Genomic DNA, 19,122 nt, shown 5'->3' on the forward strand with positions numbered 1-19,122 from the left:
GCTCTCGGGCACCCGGCAACCTCACCGACCGCCTCGCGGACCGTGCGGTGCCGCCCGGCTCTCGGGCACCCGGCAACCTCACCGACCGCCTCGCGCCGCCCGCCCCCGGCAACCCCACCAACCGCCTCGCACCCCCCGCCCCGCAGCCCCCCGGCAACCCCACGCACCCCGCCACACCGCCCAGCCCCCGAACACCTGGCACCCCCGCCCCCTTCGCCCCCACCTCCGCCTCCTTCGCGCGAGCCCGGCTCCTGTACCCCCTCACCGGACCCTGGGCCCTGGCCTGTCTGCGTGGACTGGACCCGGCTGATGGGCCGCCCACACCCGACAGCGCCCGTGAACTCCGGCGTGCCCTCGCTCACTTCAGTGCCCTTGCCGCTGTCGCCGCCGCTCGCGCCGGGATCCCCTTCGACGCCGAGCTGACGGCCCACGACGGAGTCCTCAACCTGCCGTCCCTCGGGACCCTGCACACCACCACAGCGGGCGACACACCGGTCCGGGCGGTTTTCCGGCAAGGCCGCGTGACACTCCGCCAGCCCGACGCGCCGGACGCGACCGTGTTCCTGGAGCGCGGGCTCGGCGCCTGGTCCGGCGCCCTCGCGTGGACCCCGGCGTACGCGCTGCCCGGACTCGTGCCCGAGGCCGCCCCCATGTCCCTGGACGACCTCGACCCGTACCGCACGGCTCGCGGCGATCCCCGTCACCGTGCGCTGAGCGCGCCCACGACGCTCGACGATCCGGAGCGGAAGCGGTGGCTCCAGGCGTGGTCGGGGACGGCCGCCGCGCTGCGTTCGGGCGGCGAGCAGCGGCTGACGGAGGCGCTCGCGCTGCTGCGGTGCCTGGTGCCGCTGGAGATGCCGCCGGGCGCGGACGGCCACGGCGGATGCAGCGCGACCCGGCGTGACGCGTTCGGCGCGCTGCTGAGCAGCACCCCGTCCTCACCGGTGGCCTTCGCCGGAGCCCTCGTCCATGAACTCCAGCACGCGAAACTGGCCGCGCTCAGCGACATGGCGATCCTCCATCAGGCCGGGCCGGACGCCCGGTACTTCGCACCCTGGAGACCCGACCCCCGCCCGTTCGACGGCCTCCTGCAAGGGGCGTACGCGCATCTGGGGCTCGCGGACTTCTTCCAGCGCCGCGCGCTCGCCGCGGACCCCGCGCACCAGGAGTCGGCATGGGCCCAGCACGCCCGCTACCGCGCCCAGGTCGGGGCGGTCCTGCCCGCCCTGGTCGGATCGCTGCATCTCACCCCCCGGGGACGGCGGTTCGTCGACGCCATGGCCACCGCGTACGAACGCATGGCCGAGGATCCCGCCCCCCGGGGACACACGGCCCGCGCCCAGGCGTACCTGAAGGCCGCGCGCACGTTGTGGACGCGGCGTCAGACCTCGTCCACGCTGTGGCCGAATGGGTGAAGATACCCGCGCCGAGCCGTCCACTGCGGAAAGATCGTCGCGCCGAGGTGTCGTTCGCGGGCCCGCCGCACTTACCAGCGATGCGCCGAGGTTCTAGGATTTTTGTGGACTACGCGCTGGAGGCCGCTGCATGTCTGGAGCTCGTACGCCGGTCGGGACGACCGTGGGGGAGGCGGCGAAACAGACCGTCACGATCAGCTTCGCCGGGTTCAACCGCGCCTGGGCGGCCTGGATCGGCGACCGGCTGGAGCGCCGGGGACTGCGCGTGGTGTTCCAGCGCTGGGACTCCCCGGCCGAGATCCCCCTCGTGGACCTGCTGCGCCATCTGAAAATGGCCGAGGGCCGCATCCTCGTCGTCGTCAGCGAGTGGTACTTCCAACTCGGGCCGCGCACCCGCGAGGAGTGGAACGCGGCGCTGGGCGAGGTCGTAGCCCCCGACCCGTCCCGCTTCGCCGCCGTCTCCGTCACCACCGCGGCCGTGCCCTCCGCCGCCGCCGTCCTCGCCCCGGCCGAACTGATCAACGTGGGCGCCGACGAGGCCGAGCGGCGCCTGCTGGACCGGCTCGGCGTGCCCGCGGGCCCGCTCCCGGAGCCCGCGGAGGTCGAGCGGCGCGCCCCGCGCTTCCCCGCGTCGATGCCCGAGGTGTGGGGCGGCGTCCCGCGCCGCAACACCCGCTTCACCGGCCGCGAGCCGATCCTCAACGACGCCTACCACCAGTTGCAGGGCGCCGCGCCCGGCGCCGGCGTGGTCACGTTCCACGGCATGTCGGGGGTGGGCAAGACCCAGCTCGCCGCCGAGTACGTCTACCGCTTCGGCTCCGAGTACGACGTCGTGTGGTGGGTGAACGCCGAGAAACGCGTCACCTACCGCCGCCTGCTCGCCGAACTCGCCCCCAAACTCGGCCTGCGCACCGGCCAGGAGTACGGCGAACGGCTGCGCGCGGTACGCGACTCGCTGCGCCGCGGCGACCCCTACGCGCGCTGGCTGCTGATCCTCGACGGCGCGGACGAACCCGACCAGATCTGGGACCTGGTGCCCACCGGCCCCGGGCACGTGATCATCACCTCGCGCAACCCCGAGTGGAGCGAGCACAACAGCATGCTCCTGGAGGTGCCGGTGTACGCACGCGACGAGTCGGTGGCGTTCATCCGCCGCCGCGCCCCACGACTCGACGAGCAGGAGGCCGACCAGCTCGCCGAGGCACTGGAGGACCTCCCGCTGCTGCTGGACCAGACCGCGGGCTGGCTCAACGACTCGGACCTGTCCGTGCAGGAGTACATCGGCCTCCTGGAAGGCGGCATCGACCAGGACGTCGTGAAGGTCTCCGTGGACTTCCCGCTCGCCTTCCAGACCGCCTGGTCGATACTGCTGAACAAACTCCGCGAGTCCGTCCCCGAGTCCGTCGACCTGCTGCGGCTGTGCACGTTCTTCGCGCCCGGCTTCATCCCCGTACGCCTCCTCAAGGAGATGCCGAGCGGCGACCTGCCCGAGCAGATCGCCGGACTGCTCAACGACCCGCTGCTGTGGAACAAGGCGATCAGCCAGCTCCGCCAGTACTCCGTGGTGCGCCTGGAGTCCCACGAGACCCTCGGCGACGAGACGGCCGCCTCCTCCGGCGAGTCCCTCTACCTGCACCGCATGGTCCACCAGATCGTCCAGAAGGACATGCCGGACGCGGACCGCGCCGAGTTCATCGACGTCGTACGCCAGGCCCTGGCCGCCGCCGATCCGCGCCGCCCCACCGACACCCGCCTGTGGCCCCGGTACGCCGAGATCGCGCCGCACCTGAAGTACGCGGACGTCCTCCAGAGCCGCGACCCCAACGTCCAGAGCCTGGTGCTCAACTGCCTGCGCTACATGTACTTCTCCGGCGAGTACGTGGCCGGCAGCAAGCTCGGCGAACGCGCCATGGAGGCCTGGCGCTCCCTGCTCGGCGACAGCCACCCGCGGATCTGGGAACTGACCTTCCACTACGTCAACGTGCTGCGCGCCGGCGGCGAGTACACGCGCACCGAGGCCCTCGACCGCGCCGCCGTCGAACAACTCCGTGAGGAACGCGGCGCGCAGGACCTGGAGCACCTGCGCTTCGCCAGCGGCCTCGCCGCCGACCTGCGGGGCCTCGGCCGTTACGACGAGGCGCTCGAACTGTCCCGGTGGACCCAGGTCGCCTACCACGAGCTGCTCGGCGAGCAGGACTCCCGCGCCCTGAACGCCCGCAACAACGTGGCCGTCTCGCTGCGCCTGCTCGGCGCCTACCAGGACGCGCTGGACATCGACCGCCAGGTCATGGAGGCGCGGCGGCTGGTCCTGAAGGGCCGCCACCCCTGGACGCTCGACTCCCAGATCTCCTACTCGATCGACCTGCGCCTGCTCGGCCGGTACACCGAGGCCGAGTCGATCCAGTCGCAGAGCGTCCGCGACAACCGGATCGTGATGGGGGACAGCAACCCGCAGACCCTGAAGGCCGAGTACAACCTCGCCCTGTGCCAGTACCGCAACGGCGAACGCGCCAGGGCCGGGGAGCTCTTCAGCACCGTCCTGGAGAGCGGCGAGCGGGTGATGGGCGAGTCCCACCCGTGGACCCTCATGTTCGCCTGCGCCCAGAGCTGCTTCGCCCGCGAGCATGGCGACATCGACCAGGCCCGGGAGCTGAGCGAGGCCGTCGTGGCGGCCTACGAGGTGATGCTCGCCGACGCCCACCCCTTCGTCGCCGGAGCCCGCGCCAACCAGGCGCTCATCCTGCGCAACGTGGGCGAACGGGACCACGCCCACGTCCTCATCGAGCAGGCGCTGGCCGCCATGACGGAGGCGGTCGGGGAGAACCACCCCTGGAGCCTGGGCTGCGCCCTCAACGCCTCGGCGCTGCGCAACCTCGTCGGCGACACCGAGAGCGCGGCCACGCTCAGCCGGGACACCGCGACCCGGGCCGCCGAACTGCTCGGGCGCACCCACCCGTTGACCCTGTCGGCCCGCATCGCGTACGCGGCCGACCTGCGCGGGCTGCGCGACCGCCGGCAGTCCGAGAAGGTCGAGCAGGAGGCCCTCTCGGACCTGGAGGCGACCTTGGGCAAGCAGCACGTCCACACCATCACGGCACGCTCCCGCAACCGGCCGTACTGGGACTTCGAACCCCAGACGACCTGAACGCCGAAGGGCCCGCCCCCGGAAACCTCCGGAGGCGGGCCCTTCGCCCGTAGCGGGTGAGGTGGTGAGGACTACGCCTCGAACACCTCGCGCACCAACTGCTCCTGCTCGGCCTGGTGCCGCTTCGCGGAACCCACCGCCGGCGACGAGCCGTGCGGCCGCGAGATGCGGCGCAGGCGCTCGCCGTGCGGGACCTCCGCGCCGACCGCGAGGTCGAGGTGGTCGATCAGGTTCAGGGCGATGAACGGCCAGGCGCCCTGGTTGGCCGGCTCCTCCTGGACCCACAGGTACTTCTCGGCGCCCGGGTACTTGTTGACCTCGGCCTGCACCTCGGCGCCCGGCAGCGGGTACAACCGCTCGAGGCGGATGATCGCCGTGTCCGTGATCCCGCGCTTGTTCCGCTCGGCGTCCAGGTCGTAGTAGACCTTGCCGGTGCAGAAGACGACCTTCTTCACGGCCGCCGGGTCGGTGATCGACGCGTCGCCGATGACCGGGCGGAACTGGCCCTCGGTGAACTCCTCCGCCTTCGACGCGGCGGCCTTCAGACGCAGCATCGACTTCGGGGTGAAGACGACCAGCGGCTTGTGGTGCGGGTTGTGCACCTGCCACCGCAGGAGGTGGAAGTAGTTCGACGGCAGCGTGGGCATCGCGACCGTCATGTTGTTCTGGGCGCAGAGCTGGAGGAAGCGCTCGACACGGGCCGAGGAGTGGTCCGGGCCCTGTCCCTCGTAGCCGTGCGGGAGCAGGAGCGTGACGCCGGACGTCTGGCCCCACTTCTGCTCGGCGGCCGAGATGTACTCGTCGACGACCGTCTGCGCGCCGTTGACGAAGTCGCCGAACTGCGCCTCCCACATCACGAGCGCGTCGGGGCGGGCCAGCGAGTAGCCGTACTCGAAGCCCATGACCGCGTACTCGGACAGCAGGGAGTTGTAGACGTTGTAGCGGGCCTGGTCCTCGGCGAGGTACTGGAGCGGGGTGTGCTCCTCGCCCGTCTCACGGTCGATGAGGACCGCGTGCCGCTGGCCGAACGTGCCGCGCTGCGAGTCCTGGCCGGACAGCCGGACCGGGGTGCCCTCCAGCAGGAGGGAGCCGACGGCGAGGGTCTCGCCCATGCCCCAGTCGATGGTGCCGTCCTCGACCATCGTCGCCCGGCGCTGCAACTGCGGCAGCAGACGCGGGTGGACGTGGAAGGAGTCGGGGATGTTGACCTGGGACTCGGCGATCCGCTTGACGGTCTCCGTGGAGATCGCGGTGTTCACGGCGACCGGGAACTCCGCCTGCGGGTCCGACACCGGGCCGGTGGCGGCCTGCGCGGTGACGGCCTCCCTGACCTCCGTGAAGACCTTCTCGAGCTGCCCCTGGTAGTCCTGGAGCGCCTGCTCGGCCTCTTCCAGGGTGATGTCGCCGCGACCGATCAGGGACTCGGTGTACAGCTTGCGCACCGAGCGCTTCTTGTCGATCAGGTCGTACATCAGTGGCTGGGTGAAGGCCGGGTTGTCCGACTCGTTGTGACCGCGGCGGCGGTAGCAGATGAGGTCGATCACCACGTCCTTGTTGAACGCCTGACGGAACTCGAAGGCGAGGCGTGCGACGCGCACGACGGCCTCGGGGTCGTCGCCGTTCACGTGGAAGATCGGGGCCTCGATCATCCGCGCCACGTCCGTCGCGTACATCGACGAGCGCGAGGACTCCGGGGCGGCGGTGAAGCCGACCTGGTTGTTGATGACGATGTGGACCGTGCCGCCGGTGCGGTAGCCGCGCAGTTGCGACATGTTCAGGGTCTCGGCCACCACGCCCTGGCCCGCGAAGGCCGCGTCGCCGTGCAGGGCGACCGGCAGGACGGTGAAGTCCGTGCCGCCCTTGTTGATGATGTCCTGCTTGGCGCGGCTGATGCCCTCGATGATCGGGTCGACCGTCTCCAGGTGGGACGGGTTCGCGGCCAGCGAGACCTTGATCTGCTCGCCGTCCAGGCCGGTGAAGGTCCCCTCGGCGCCCAGGTGGTACTTCACGTCGCCGGAGCCGTGCATCGACTTCGGGTCGAGGTTGCCCTCGAACTCGCGGAAGATCTGCGCGTACGACTTGCCGACGATGTTCGCCAGCACGTTCAGCCGGCCGCGGTGGGCCATGCCGATGACGACCTCGTCGAGCCGCGACTCGGCCGCGCTGTCCAGTACGGCGTCCAGCAGCGGGATGACGGACTCGCCGCCCTCCAGGGAGAACCGCTTCTGGCCGACGTACTTGGTCTGCAGGAAGGTCTCGAAGGCCTCCGCCGCGTTCAGCCGGCGCAGGATGCGCAACTGCTCCTCGCGCTCCGGCTTGGAGTGCGGACGCTCGATGCGGTCCTGGATCCAGCGGCGCTGCTTGGGGTCCTGGATGTGCATGAACTCGACGCCGGTGGTGCGGCAGTACGAGTCGCGCAGCACGCCGAGGATGTCGCGCAGCTTCATCAGGGACTTGCCGGAGAAGCCGCCGACGGCGAACTCGCGCTCCAGGTCCCACAGCGTCAGCCCGTGCTCGGTGATGTCGAGGTCGGGGTGCTTGCGCTGGCGGTACTCCAGCGGGTCGGTGTCGGCCATGACGTGGCCGCGGACCCGGTAGGAGTGGATCAGCTCGAAGACGCGGGCGGCCTTGGTGACGTCGTCGTCGTGCGAGGCGTCGATGTCCTTGAGCCAGCGGACCGGCTCGTAGGGGATGCGCAGCGCCTCGAAGATCTCGTCGTAGAAACCGCCCTCGCCGAGGAGGAAATTGGCGACGACGCGCAGGAACTCGCCGGAGGCGGCGCCCTGGATGACCCGGTGGTCGTAGGTCGACGTGAGCGTCATGACCTTCGAGATGCCGAGCTTGTTCAGGGTGTCCTGGCTGGTGCCCTGGAACTCCGCCGGGTAGTCCATCGAGCCGACGCCCATGATGACCGACTGGCCGGGCATCAGCCGCGGCACGGAGTGGACGGTGCCGAGGCCGCCGGGGTTGGTCAGGGAGACCGTGACACCGGTGAAGTCGTCCATCGTCAGCTTGCCGTCGCGGGCGCGGCGGACGATGTCCTCGTAGGCCTGCCAGAACTCGAAGAAGTTCAGCGTCTCGGCCTTCTTGATGCCGGCCACGACGAGCTGGCGGTCGCCGTTGGGCTTCACCAGGTCGATGGCCAGGCCGAAGTTGACGTGCGCGGGCTTGACGAGGGTGGGCTTCCCGTCCTTCTCCGCGTAGTGCCAGTTCATCGACGGCATGGCCTTGATGGCCTGCACCATCGCGAAGCCGATCAGGTGCGTGAAGGAGATCTTCCCGCCCCGGGCGCGCTTGAGGTGGTTGTTGATGACGATGCGGTTGTCGAACAGCAGCTTCACCGGGACGGCGCGCACGGACGTGGCCGTGGGCAGCTCCAGCGAGGCGTTCATGTTCTTGGCGACCGCGGCGGCCGGGCCGCGCAGCGTCACGAACTCCGGACCCTCGGCAGCGGTCGCCGGCGCGGCGGCGGCAGGCGCCGCCTTCGCGGCGGCGGGCTTGGCGGCCGGGGCCGCCTTCGCCGGAGCCGGGACGGCGGCAGGGGCCGGCGCGGGAGCCGCGGGGGCCGACTGAGCCGCAGCGGCGGGGGCGGCGGGCGCCGGGGACGTGGTGGTGGTCGCTGCGGCCCCCGCGGCCGCAGTACCCGCCGGAGCCGAGGGCGTGGCGGCCCCGGGCTTGTAGTCGGCGAAGAAGTCCCACCAGGCGCGGTCTACCGAATTCGGGTCCTGGAGGTACTGCTGATAGATCTCGTCGACGAGCCACTCGTTCGGCCCGAACGCGACGGCGGGGTTCTTGCCCGCTTGGTCTGCGTCGGTCGAGAAGTTCGAGTTACTGGGGGACTGTGGCGACACGGCGGCAACCGCCCTCTTCCGCTTCACAAGGTGATGGACAGCGGGAATAAAGGCTACGCCCCTGAGAGGGGGAAGGTCAGGCCAGGCAGGTGCATCGTCGCGTAAGTCACATCGGAAAGTGTGTTTCGGGGGTGGAAATGGCGGGAAACAAGCGCGGTTGCGCGTCAAAAAGAGTATGTCGGCGCAGGTCGCGCATGCCGAACGGCCGGATCCGGTCCGACCTGCGGCCGGTCCACCGCCTGATCACACGTGTCCGTCAGCGCGGACTCTCATGGATCTTGTGGCTCCGTTTCGAACTTTACGTCAACTTGGGCCGGATGACTCTCCCGGAAGAGTGACAAGAATCCGGCAACCCCGCTCGGATTCGGCCACTCCGATCCGGCCGCCGTGCAGATCGACGGCCCAGCGGGCGATCGCCAGCCCCAGTCCCGTTCCGCCGTCGCTGCCCGGACCGTGCGGCCGGCGGACCGCGCCGCGGTTGAACCGCTCGAACACGCGGCGCCACTCGGAGCGCGGAATGCCGGGACCCTCGTCCAGCACCTCCAGCTCCAGCGACTCCGGCAGCGGGCCGGGCCGCGCCTTCACGGTCACCCGTCCGTGCGGCGGGCTGTGCTTGACGGCGTTGTCGATGAGGTTCGCGACGACCTGGTGGATGCGCTCCGGGTCGGCGTGCGCGGTCAGCTCCGGCGGGGTGACGTCCAGGTGCAGATGGACGTCCGTGCGCGTGTGGTTGCCGCCCGAGCCCATGGTGGCGCGCGCCGAGGCGACCATGTTGGCCTCCTTCAGCACCCCCGACAGATACGGCCACACCTCGAAGCGCCGCTTGCGCAGCGGGACGACACCGTTGTCGAGGCGCGACAGGTCGAGCAGCGTCTCCACCAGCCGGCCGAGCCGCTCCGTCTGCTTCAGGGCCGTGCGCATCGTCTCGGTGTCCGCCTCGGCGATGCCGTCGACCACGTTCTCCAGGACGGCGCGCAGACCCGCGATGGGCGTGCGCAGCTCGTGCGAGACGTTGGCCACCAGCTCCTTGCGCTGGCGGTCCTGCGCCTCCAGCTCGTCCGCCATGACGTTGATCGTCTGGGCCAGGTCGCCCAGCTCGTCGCGGCGGTTCTCGCGCACCCGGCGGGTGTAGTCGCCGTGCGAGATGGACCGGGCGACCGTGTTCATCTCGTCCAGCGGCGAGGTCAGCGAGTGCGCCACGAACTGCGTGATGAGCAGCGTGGCGATCATCGAGAAGACCGTGATGAAGCGCAGCTCCGTCTTGGTGTGCACCGCGATCATCGACAGACCGGTGGTGATCAGCACCGAGATGACGACCAGCGCGCCCAGTTTGGTCTTCACCGAGAACGGGCGCACCCGGCCCCAGGGCTCCCCGGAGCCGGGAGCGGGGCTTCTCGGTCCGTCCGGCCCGGAACTCATGGCGTCGGGGTCTCCAGCGCGTAGCCCACGCCGTGCACCGTACGGATCCGCTCGGCGCCGATCTTCCGGCGCAGCGCCTTGATGTGGCTGTCGACCGTGCGGGTGCCGGAGGCGTCCGCCCAGTCCCAGACCTCGGCGAGGAGCTGCTCGCGGGAGAGCACCGCGCGCGGGGTGTTCGCCAGGCAGACCAGCAGGTCGAACTCGGTGGGCGTGAGGTGCACGTCCTCCGAGCGCACCCGCACCCGGCGCTGCGCGTGGTCGATCTCCAGCTCGCCGAGCCGCAGGATCCCGCTGCGCGGGGTCGTCGCCGCGATCGCGGCCCGCTCCACCCGGCGCAGCAGGACGTGCACGCGGGCCGCCAGCTCCCGCATCGAGAAGGGCTTGGTCATGTAGTCGTCGGCGCCCACGCCGAGCCCGACCAGCATGTCGGTCTCGTCGTCGCGCGCGGTGAGCATCAGCACCGGCACCGGACGGGCGGCCTGCACTCTGCGGCAGACCTCCAGACCGTCGAAGCCGGGCAGCATGATGTCGAGGATCAGCAGGTCTGGCTGCCAGGCCTCGGCGGTGTCGACGGCCGCGGGGCCGTCCCCCGCCGTTTGCACGAGGAATCCCTCGGCGCGCAGGCGGGCCGCGATGGCGTCGACGATCGTCGGGTCGTCCTCGACCACCAGGACGCGTCGCTGCGCGCCCTGGGTCGCCGTCGCGCTGTTGTGTGCGGTGTGTGTCTGCTCCATCGCCCGCCCCTGAGTGTGCTTTCCGGAACCAGTGGGGTGATCCCATGTCTGCGCATGACTGCGGTTGACGCGTAAATGATCGGCGTCAGGGGTGCAGCGTACGGGGAGTCACCACGGGTTTGCTATCCAGGTCGGACGGCGAGATGCACGACGTCCGGCACGCCTCGGGCAACCGGGATCTCTTCGGTACGCACCTGTTGGAACCCGGCATTCCTCATGGTTCCCTCGAATTCCGCAGAGGGTCGGGCGGACCACACGGCCAGTACCCCACCTGGTCTCAACACCCGTGCGCAGCCCGCGAGTCCGGCCGTCGAGTAGAGGCTTTCGTTGCCCTCGGTGACGGTCCAGCCGGGCCCGTTGTCGATGTCGAGGCATACCGCGTCGAACGTGTCGGATGTCTCATTGACGTAGTCGAGCAGATCCGTTTCGACGATCTTCGTCCGGAGATCGGCGAGCGCCGGTCCGGAGACGGCGGCCAGCGGGCCGTCCAGATGCCAGTCGATCACGGCCCGTTCGCGCTCCACGACCGTGACGCGGCCCCAGCGGGGGTCGGCGGCGGCGTGCGCGAGCGAGAAGCCGACGCCCAGGCCGCCGATCAGCAGCTCGGGCGAACGGCCGTTGCCGGGGCGGGAGTTGAGCGCGGCCAGTGCGGCGTCGATCAGCAGTCGCTCCGAGCGGCCGTCCGAAGTGTCCATCAGGAAGCAGCCGTTGGCGATGATCTGGAGCAACTCCCCGTGCCGGCGCAGGACGACCTCGCCGTAGGGGCCCTCGCGACGGTCCAGGACTTCGGGTGCGTCGGGGATGTCGTACGGAATGGGCATCGGTCCATCGTGGCACTTCGCTGACGGATTGTTGCGGGAATTCCCCGCCGGGCGGGGGAGGTTGACGAACGACTGTTCGGAAAAGTGTGGGAGTGGGTCGGGCTTGCATGAGAGCCGGCACAGAGAAGTCTCAGAGCTTGCTGTGAATCGGCCCAGGCGTGGCGTCGGTCACAGACAGCGGGTGTCCGGGCCGCGAAAGGTGGAGTGAAACGGAAGGAGCGCGTCAGGTGGAAAGCACGGCACCGCCCCAGTCCCCACCCCTGCCCGACGTGTCCGCGCTGCCCGACGTCAGCGGGCTGCCCGACGTCAGCGGGCTGCTCGACGCCATCCCGGGCCAGCGCCCCACCAGAACCGCCGAGCCCGCGTCGGCGGTCGAGCTCCTGCCGCCGGTAGAAGCGAGCCCCGACGTCCGGCCCCGGCCCCGCCTTCGTCGGCGGTTGCGGATTCCGGTTCCCTTCACCCTTGGCTACGCCGCCGTGCTCGCCGGGACCTCGGTCTTCACCGCGTATGCCGACAGCGACCTGGTGTACGCCCTGCAGCAGGGCTCCAGCACCGACGTGGCGCATCTGCTGCAGAGTCCGGTGCTGGTGCTGGTGGCGAGCGCGCTGTGGGTGGCGGGCGGTTTCGCGTCGCCGTTCACGCTCGGTTTCCTGGTCGTCCTCGGCAGCCTGGAGCGGCGCATAGGCGGCGTCCGTACGGCCGTCGTCTTCCTGCTCGGGCATGTCCTGGCCACCCTCGCGACCGAGGTCCCGGTGGGGCTGGCGGTGCTGGTGGGCGACCTGCCCGAAAGCTCGCTGCACCGCCTCGACTACGGCATCAGCTTCGGCGTCGCCGCGAGCGTCGGCGCCCTGGCCGGGCTGCTCGCCCCCTGGCTGCGCTGGCCGCTGCTGGCCGGGTTCGGCGGGATGCTGCTCCAGGACCTGATCGCCTTCACCGACCCGATGACGAACTGGGGCCACCTGATCGCGCTGACGATCGGCGTCGCCACCTGGCCGTGGGTGCGGCGCCGGCACCGGCCGCGGCCGTCGCCCGCGGGGGCGTGGGCCGTCAGTCGTCGTACTTGACCGTGCCGTCCTCGCGCAGGGTCGGGTGCAGCTTCATCGGGCCGTACTCGTCGACGTCCGACGGGCGGGGCGGCTCCGGGCCGTCCGGGCCGAGCCGGACCATCCGCTCCACGCGGCAGATCCGGAACAGCCGCCCCTCCACCCGCGCCTCGTCGGCCCGCCCGGCCGCCCGGAACGCCTCCGCGGCCCGCGCGTACAGGGCCTTCTTGCGCTCGTCGAAGCGGTACAGCATCGCCCAGACGCGGGCCATCCCCTCGTACAGCGAGCGGCGCGCCTCGTGCGGGGTCGCCGACAGGGAGCCGCACGGGGTCCAGCCGGTGTCGTCGCGTTCGGCCACCGAGAAGCCGACGGGCAGCCGGACCACGTCCGGGTGCGTCCGCGACGCCCGTACGGAGTCCGCGCGCACGTGGGCCGGGAAGCGGGCGCCGGTGTACGCGAAGTCGCGCAGGCCCAGCCGCAGGGCGCCCGCCATCGGACCCTCGTCGCGGCCGGGGTCCAGGACGTACCCCACGTCCGGCGACGGGCCCGCGCCCTGCTCCTCCTCCCAGGAGACGGCCACCGGCTCCGGGTCGGTGGGCCGGGGCGGCTCCAGGCCGTCGTCGCCGGTCCGGGCGAACTCGTCGCCGCGCACCACCCGGTAGCGCACGCCGAGGGCCGCCACCTCGTCGGCCGGGGCCCGCTCCAGCACGGCCACGGCCGCCAGCAGCTCACGCCGTACGGCCGGATCGTCGGTGCCGTCCTTCGCCTTGAACCACAGGTACGAGTTCAGGCCGTCCCGGGCCTGCTGGGGCATGCCGTCCACCACCGCCTTCAGCAGCCGCCAGCCCGGCTCGGCGGCGGCCGGGTCGCGCACGGCGACGCCGAAGACGGGCCCGCGCAGCGCGATGTGCGGATAGCGCCGGGAGGCCTCGACGGCGTCCGCCTCCGTCACCCAGGCGACGGGATCGTCGCGGCGGACCAGCTCCGCGTGGAGGGAGTCGAGTCGTCGCTTCCAGTCATCGGTCATATGCGCATTGTCGTCGCGGCGGCGCGCCGCCTTGGGTCGAATGCCGGAAGTGGACGGGGTACGGGGAGGGAGCGCGAGAGGCGTGCCCGGTCGTGCGGCACCGACCGGTGCGCCCCTCCGGCCGCCGCACGTCACCCCCTCGTGTCCCTCCGTGTCTACTGCGTGCCGCCGGGCGGGGGTTCAGCGCAGGGTGAGCGGGGTCTCGGACCCGACGCGGGACAGTTTCTCCGGGTTGCGGACGTAGTAGAGCCCGGCGATACGACCGTCCTCGACCCGGAGCGCCAGGACGCCGTCGATCTCCCCGCCCAGGCGGACCACGAGTGCCGGATTGCCGTTGACCACGGTGGGCGTGACGGTGATCGGGGCCGCGTTCTTGCGGAGGCCGCCGATCATGAAGCGGGTCACCTTGTCGGCGCCCGAGATGGGCCGCAGCGCCGCCTGCTTGATGCCGCCGCCGTCGCTCACCAGGACGACCTCCGGGGCGAGCACGTCGAGCAGGCGCTGCGGGTTCCCCGTCTCCAGTGCGAGGCGGAACGACTCCAGCGCCGCCCTGCTCTCGCCGGGCGACACCGCCTGCCGGGGGCGGCGCGCGTCGACGTGCCGACGCGCGCGGTGCGCGATCTGGCGGACGGCGGCGGGGCTCTTGTCGACGGCGGCGGCGATCTCGTCGTAGCCGACGTCGAAGACCTCGCGCAGGACGAAGACGGCGCGCTCGGTCGGCGACAGCGTCTCCAGGACGAGCATCAGCGCCATCGACACACTCTCGGCGAGCAGCGCGTCCTCGGCCACGTCGGGCGCGGTGAGCAGCGGCTCCGGCAGCCACTGCCCGACGTACGCCTCCTTGCGGCGGCTCATCGTGCGCAGCCGGTTGAGTGACTGCCGGGTGGTGATCCGGACCAGGTAGGCGCGCTGGTCGCGCACCTGCGTCAGGTCGACGTCGACCCAGCGCAGCCAGGTCTCCTGGAGGACGTCCTCGGCGTCGGCGGCCGACCCGAGCATCTCGTAGGCGACGGTGAAGAGCAGGTTGCGGTGGGCGACGAACGTCTCGGTCGCCGGGTCGGTGGCAGCGCCGCCGTCGTTCATGTCTCGACCTCCGTTGCTGTCGTTCAGACGCGGTCGGCGGAGGCCGGCGCCTGGTCGCGCTCGGCCGCGAGCAGGAGCGGACGCTTGCCGTCCGTGGCCCACCAGGTGTGCGCACCGGGCTTGCGGGCCTCGTACGACAACTGCCAGACGGTGGTCTTGCAGATGAACTCCTTGAGCCTCGCGCCCGGGCGGCCGCCGAGACGGTACCTGTTGGCGGTGTCGTCGCGCTGGGCGAACTGGAAGACGCCCGCGCGTCGCCCCAGGCTGATGCACTGGCCGGCGAACCCCACGCTGACCGGCGCGGGCGGCTCGCCCGCGAGCCGGCTGAGCACGGTCTCGGCGGCCTGCGGGCCCAGTTGCACGGCGGACTGGCAGCTCATCCGGTACGGCAGGTCCGACGGCGCGGCCGAGTCCCCGGCGGCGACGACGCGCTCGTCGTCCACGCTCGTCAGCGTCTCGTCCGTGAGCAGCCGGCCCGCGGCGTCGGTGCTCAGTCCGCTGCGCGCGGCCAGGTCCGGCACGCCGAAACCGGCGGTCCAGACGGTCACCGCGCTCGGCAGCTCGCGGCCGTCGGCGAGGCGTACGGCGTCGCGTGTCACCGCCGTCACCTTCGTGCCCGGGCCGTCGAGCACGGTCACCCCGAGCCCGGCCAGCCGCCCGGCGATCGAACGCCGCCCGCGCGGGTGCAGATACGGGCCGAGCACCCCGCCGCACACCAGGGTCACGGCGCGGCCCGCCTCCGCCAGCTCGGCGGCCGTCTCGATACCGGTCGGACCGGCCCCGACGACGGTCACCGGGGCCGACGCGGGCGCGGCGGCCACGACCGCGCGCAGCCGGTGCGCCTCCTCCAGGGTGGCGATCGGGTGGGCGAACTCGGCCGCTCCGGGCACGCCCGGGTCGGCGCTGCCGCTGCCCACCGCGTAGACCAGGTAGTCGTAGCCGACCGTGTCGCCGCCCGCCAGCGTCACACCGCGCCCGGCCGTGTCGATCCGGTCCACGGTGTCGACCACCAGCCGGACGCCCTTGGCCAGGACGCGGTCGTAGCCGACGACCGCGTCGTGGGACCCGCCGACCAGTTGGTGCAGCCGGATCCGCTCGACGAAGGACGCGCGCGGGTTGATCAGCGTCACGCTCACGTCGGCGCGCCGGGTCAGCCGGTTGGCGGCCATCACACCGGCGTATCCGCCACCGATCACGACCACTTCGGTGTTGTCGGTCATGGTGTCTCCTCCGTTGTTCTTCGTTTCCTTCGTGTTCCTTCGTTGCCTTCGTTTCGAAGCCCTGTCACAAGGGGTTCGGCCTCAAGACACCGGTGGGCCGGGCGTTGTGACAGACGCGTTCCGTGATCGCCCAGAGCGAACGGGCGGCGTTCCCGGGAACATTCCGGGGCTCACGTGCATTGAGTCGGCATAGCTCAACTTGGCTGCTGAAGGGGAGATCATGGCTTCGACGTCCGCACCGCTCACCCTGCCCGTGTTGCCGCTCGACGACGAGGTCGTGCTCCCCGGCATGGTGGTTCCGCTGGACCTCAGCGACACCGATGTACGCGCCGCGGTGGAGGCCGCCCAGGCCGCCGCCCGCTCGGAGCCCGGCAAGCCCCGCGTGCTGTTGGTGCCGCGCATCGACGGGACGTACGCGAGCACGGGTGTGCTCGGCACCGTCGAACAGGTCGGCCGGCTGGCCGACGGAGACCCGGGCGCGCTGATCCGCGGCCGGGGAAGAGTCCGGATCGGCGCCGGTACGACCGGGCCGGGCGCCGCCCTCTGGGTGGAGGGGACGCGGGTCGACCAGAGCGTCCCCGAGCCGCTGCCCGGCCATGTCGCCGACCTCGTCAAGGAGTACAAGGCGCTCGCCACCGCCTGGCTGCGCAAGCGCGGCGCCTGGCAGGTCGTCGACCGGGTCCAGGCCATCGACGACGTCTCCGCGCTCGCCGACAACTCCGGGTACTCGCCGTTCCTGACCACCGCACAGAAGGTGGAGCTGCTGGAGACCACCGACCCGGTGGCCCGGCTGAAGCTCGCCGCCTCGCAACTGCGCGACCACCTCGCCGAACAGGACGTGGCCGAGACGATCGCGAAGGACGTCCAGGAGGGCGTCGACAAGCAGCAGCGCGAGTTCCTGCTGCGCCGCCAGCTCGAGGCCGTCCGCAAGGAGCTGCGCGAGCTCAACGGCGAACAGGAGGGCGAGGAGTTTGACGACTACCGCACCCGCGTCGAGGCCGCCGACCTCCCCGAGAAGGTCCGCGAGGCCGCCCTCAAGGAGGTCGACAAGCTGGAGCGGTCCAGCGACCAGTCGCCCGAGGGCTCCTGGATCCGCACCTGGCTGGACACCGTCCTCGAACTCCCGTGGAACGAGAGGACCGAGGACCGGTACGACATCCAGGGCGCCCAGGCGGTCCTGGACGCCGAGCACGCCGGCCTGGAGGACGTGAAGGAGCGGATCACCGAGTACCTGGCGGTGCGCAAGCGGCGCGGCGAGCGCGGGTTGGGCGTCGTGGGCGGCCGGCGCGGCGGTGCCGTACTCGCCCTGGTGGGTCCGCCCGGTGTCGGAAAGACCAGCTTGGGGGAGAGTGTCGCCCACGCCATGGGGCGCAAGTTCGTCCGCGTCGCCCTCGGCGGCGTCCGCGACGAGGCCGAGATCCGCGGCCACCGGCGTACGTACGTCGGCGCGCTGCCCGGCCGGATCGTGCGGGCGATCAAGGAGGCCGGGTCGATGAACCCGGTGGTGCTCCTCGACGAGATCGACAAGGTGGGCTCCGACTACCGGGGCGACCCGGCCGCCGCCCTCCTCGAAGTGCTCGACCCGGCGCAGAACCACACCTTCCGCGACCACTACCTGGAGGTCGAGCTCGACCTGTCGGACGTGGTCTTCCTCGCCACCGCCAACGTCCTCGAAGCCATCCCGGAGGCCCTGCTCGACCGCATGGAGCTGGTCCGCCTCGACGGCTACACCGAGGACGAGAAGGTCGTCATCGCCCGTGACCACCTGCTCCCGCGCCAACTGGAGCGGGCGGGCCTGGACCAGGACGAGGTGGCGCTCGACGAGAGCGCGCTGCGCAGGCTCGCCGGCGAGTACACCCGCGAGGCGGGCGTGCGCACCCTGGAGCGGTCCATCGCCCGGCTGCTGCGCAAGGTCGCCGCCCAGCACGAACTGGGCGAGCGGAAGCTGCCGTTCACCGTGCGGGACGAGGATCTGCGCGCGCTGATCGGCCGCCCGCACCACGTGCCCGAGTCCGCCCAGGACCCGGCCGAGCGGCGCACGGCCGTGCCCGGCGTCGCGACCGGCCTCGCGGTCACCGGCGCGGGCGGTGACGTCCTCTACGTCGAGGCGTCGCTCGCCGACCCGGAGACGGGCGCGGCGGGCCTGACCCTGACCGGTCAGCTCGGCGACGTGATGAAGGAGTCGGCGCAGATCGCGCTCAGCTTCCTGCGCCGCCACGGGGCCGAACTGGAGCTGCCGGTGGGTGACCTGAAGGACCGGGGCGTGCACATCCACTTCCCGGCGGGCGCGGTCCCCAAGGACGGCCCGAGCGCCGGCGTCACCATGACGACGGCCCTCGCGTCCCTGCTGTCCGGCCGGCTCGTGCGCACCGACGTGGCGATGACCGGCGAGGTCTCCCTGACCGGGCGGGTCCTGCCCATCGGCGGCGTGAAGCAGAAGCTGCTCGCCGCGCACCGGGCCGGGGTCACCACCGTCGTCATCCCCAAGCGCAACGAACCCGACCTGGACGACGTCCCGGCGGAGGTGCTGGACAAGCTCGACGTCCACGCCGTCACCGACGTCCGCCAGGTCCTGGAACTGGCGCTCGCGCCCGCCGCGCAGGGTGCGAACGGCGGGAACGGCACGACGCCGGAGGTTCCCGTGGCGGCGTGACGGACGCCGCGGGAAGGGCGAGGCCCGGGTCCCGTACGGGATACCCGGGCCCCGGCCGCACGGGATGCGCAGGGCCCCTGATGCCCGCCGCCGCCCTGCCGGGGACCTGGGAAGCGCCCCCGGACCGTGCCTGCGAAATACTTAAGAGCTGCGCCGATGGCAGCGACCGGCGAACATCAGGGGTGCTGACGTGCACGAAGGCCATGCGGACCACCAGGACAGTCAAGGCAGCGGCGACGCGGCGTCGCGCGGGGTGGAGCAGGGCGACCGGGAGTTCCTGTCCCTGGAGCGGGAGCTGACGATGCTGCTGCGCCGCGCCCGCGCCAACCAGGGCGAGATGGCCCGCGAGGTCCATCCGGACCTGGAGTCCGCCGCCTACGGGCTCCTCGTCCGGCTCGAGGAGTGCGGTCGCCAGCGCGCCACGGAACTCGCCGCCTACATCGGCGTCGGCAAGGCCACCATGTCCCGCCAACTGCGCGCCCTGGAGCAACTCGGCCTGATCGCCCGCGAGCCGGACCCGGCGGACGGCCGCGCCTGGCTGGTCGCCCTCACCGAGGAGGGCCGCACCCGCGTCCGCCGGGTCCGCGAGGCCCGCCGCGAGCGGTACGTCAGCCACTTCTCCGACTGGGACCGCAAGGAGATCGGCGAACTGGCCCGCCTGCTGAACCAGCTCAACCGGGGGATGGAGAAGTAGCCCGGCGGGCAGCCCGG

Annotated in this window: 12 protein-coding genes; 5 read left to right on the plus strand and 7 right to left on the minus strand. The window is 71.7% G+C overall.

Annotated features, from left to right (window positions below):
- The coding region (locus BMZ82_RS16425; protein ID WP_107487670.1) for an aKG-HExxH-type peptide beta-hydroxylase at positions 1 to 1,415 on the plus strand (1,415 nt) is incomplete at its 5' end.
- A 130-nt stretch (positions 1,416 to 1,545) separates the two neighbouring features.
- On the plus strand, positions 1,546 to 4,560 hold the full coding sequence (gene fxsT, locus BMZ82_RS16430) for an FxSxx-COOH system tetratricopeptide repeat protein (RefSeq protein ID WP_093776324.1): 3,015 nt from the start codon (positions 1,546 to 1,548) through the stop codon (positions 4,558 to 4,560).
- Positions 4,561 to 4,631: 71 nt separating this feature from the next.
- Here fxsT and BMZ82_RS16435 read toward each other — a convergent pair whose 3' ends face one another.
- The 4 genes from BMZ82_RS16435 to BMZ82_RS16450 all read right to left on the minus strand — a co-directional run bounded on the left by BMZ82_RS16435 (position 4,632) and on the right by BMZ82_RS16450 (position 11,385).
- Complete coding sequence (locus tag BMZ82_RS16435) at positions 4,632 to 8,411, minus strand: multifunctional oxoglutarate decarboxylase/oxoglutarate dehydrogenase thiamine pyrophosphate-binding subunit/dihydrolipoyllysine-residue succinyltransferase subunit (protein ID WP_093776326.1); 3,780 nt, start codon at positions 8,409 to 8,411, stop codon at positions 4,632 to 4,634.
- 303 nt (positions 8,412 to 8,714) lie between these two features.
- Positions 8,715 to 9,830 carry a sensor histidine kinase gene (locus tag BMZ82_RS16440; RefSeq protein WP_093776328.1) on the minus strand — a complete coding sequence of 372 codons (1,116 nt, stop codon included), beginning with the start codon at positions 9,828 to 9,830 and terminating at the stop codon, positions 8,715 to 8,717.
- Positions 9,827 to 10,564 (minus strand): response regulator transcription factor, encoded by a 738-nt coding sequence (locus BMZ82_RS16445; protein ID WP_093776330.1) that lies wholly within the window; start codon positions 10,562 to 10,564, stop codon positions 9,827 to 9,829. The genes BMZ82_RS16440 and BMZ82_RS16445 overlap by 4 nt, the downstream gene beginning before the upstream one ends.
- Positions 10,565 to 10,686: 122 nt before the next feature.
- Positions 10,687 to 11,385 (minus strand): spermidine synthase family protein, encoded by a 699-nt coding sequence (locus BMZ82_RS16450; RefSeq protein ID WP_093776332.1) that lies wholly within the window; start codon positions 11,383 to 11,385, stop codon positions 10,687 to 10,689.
- 227 nt (positions 11,386 to 11,612) lie between these two features.
- Here BMZ82_RS16450 and BMZ82_RS16455 point away from each other — a divergent pair, with 227 nt between their 5' ends.
- Complete coding sequence (locus tag BMZ82_RS16455; RefSeq protein WP_371271231.1) at positions 11,613 to 12,449, plus strand: rhomboid-like protein; 837 nt, start codon at positions 11,613 to 11,615, stop codon at positions 12,447 to 12,449.
- Here BMZ82_RS16455 and BMZ82_RS16460 read toward each other — a convergent pair.
- The 3 genes from BMZ82_RS16460 to BMZ82_RS16470 all read right to left on the minus strand — a co-directional run bounded on the left by BMZ82_RS16460 (position 12,433) and on the right by BMZ82_RS16470 (position 15,758).
- A complete protein-coding gene (locus tag BMZ82_RS16460; protein WP_093776334.1) occupies positions 12,433 to 13,455 on the minus strand; it encodes a DUF5954 family protein in 1,023 nt (340 codons plus the stop codon). The genes BMZ82_RS16455 and BMZ82_RS16460 overlap by 17 nt on opposite strands.
- Positions 13,456 to 13,635: 180 nt before the next feature.
- Positions 13,636 to 14,538, minus strand: a complete 903-nt coding sequence (locus tag BMZ82_RS16465) for an RNA polymerase sigma-70 factor (RefSeq protein ID WP_093776336.1) — start codon at positions 14,536 to 14,538, stop codon at positions 13,636 to 13,638.
- Between the two features lie 23 nt (positions 14,539 to 14,561).
- Positions 14,562 to 15,758, minus strand: coding sequence for an NAD(P)/FAD-dependent oxidoreductase (locus BMZ82_RS16470; RefSeq protein WP_093776338.1), 1,197 nt, complete (start codon positions 15,756 to 15,758; stop codon positions 14,562 to 14,564).
- A 220-nt stretch (positions 15,759 to 15,978) separates the two neighbouring features.
- On the opposite strand from BMZ82_RS16470, the gene lon reads away from it, so the two are divergent.
- Both lon and BMZ82_RS16480 read left to right on the plus strand, forming a co-directional pair.
- On the plus strand, positions 15,979 to 18,411 hold the full coding sequence (gene lon / locus BMZ82_RS16475) for an endopeptidase La (protein WP_093776340.1): 2,433 nt from the start codon (positions 15,979 to 15,981) through the stop codon (positions 18,409 to 18,411).
- Positions 18,412 to 18,601: 190 nt separating this feature from the next.
- On the plus strand, positions 18,602 to 19,105 hold the full coding sequence (locus BMZ82_RS16480) for a MarR family winged helix-turn-helix transcriptional regulator (protein ID WP_371271232.1): 504 nt from the start codon (positions 18,602 to 18,604) through the stop codon (positions 19,103 to 19,105).
- Positions 19,106 to 19,122: the final 17 nt, after the last annotated feature.

Source organism: Streptomyces sp. yr375 (assembly GCF_900110755.1).
Lineage (GTDB): Bacteria > Actinomycetota > Actinomycetes > Streptomycetales > Streptomycetaceae > Streptomyces.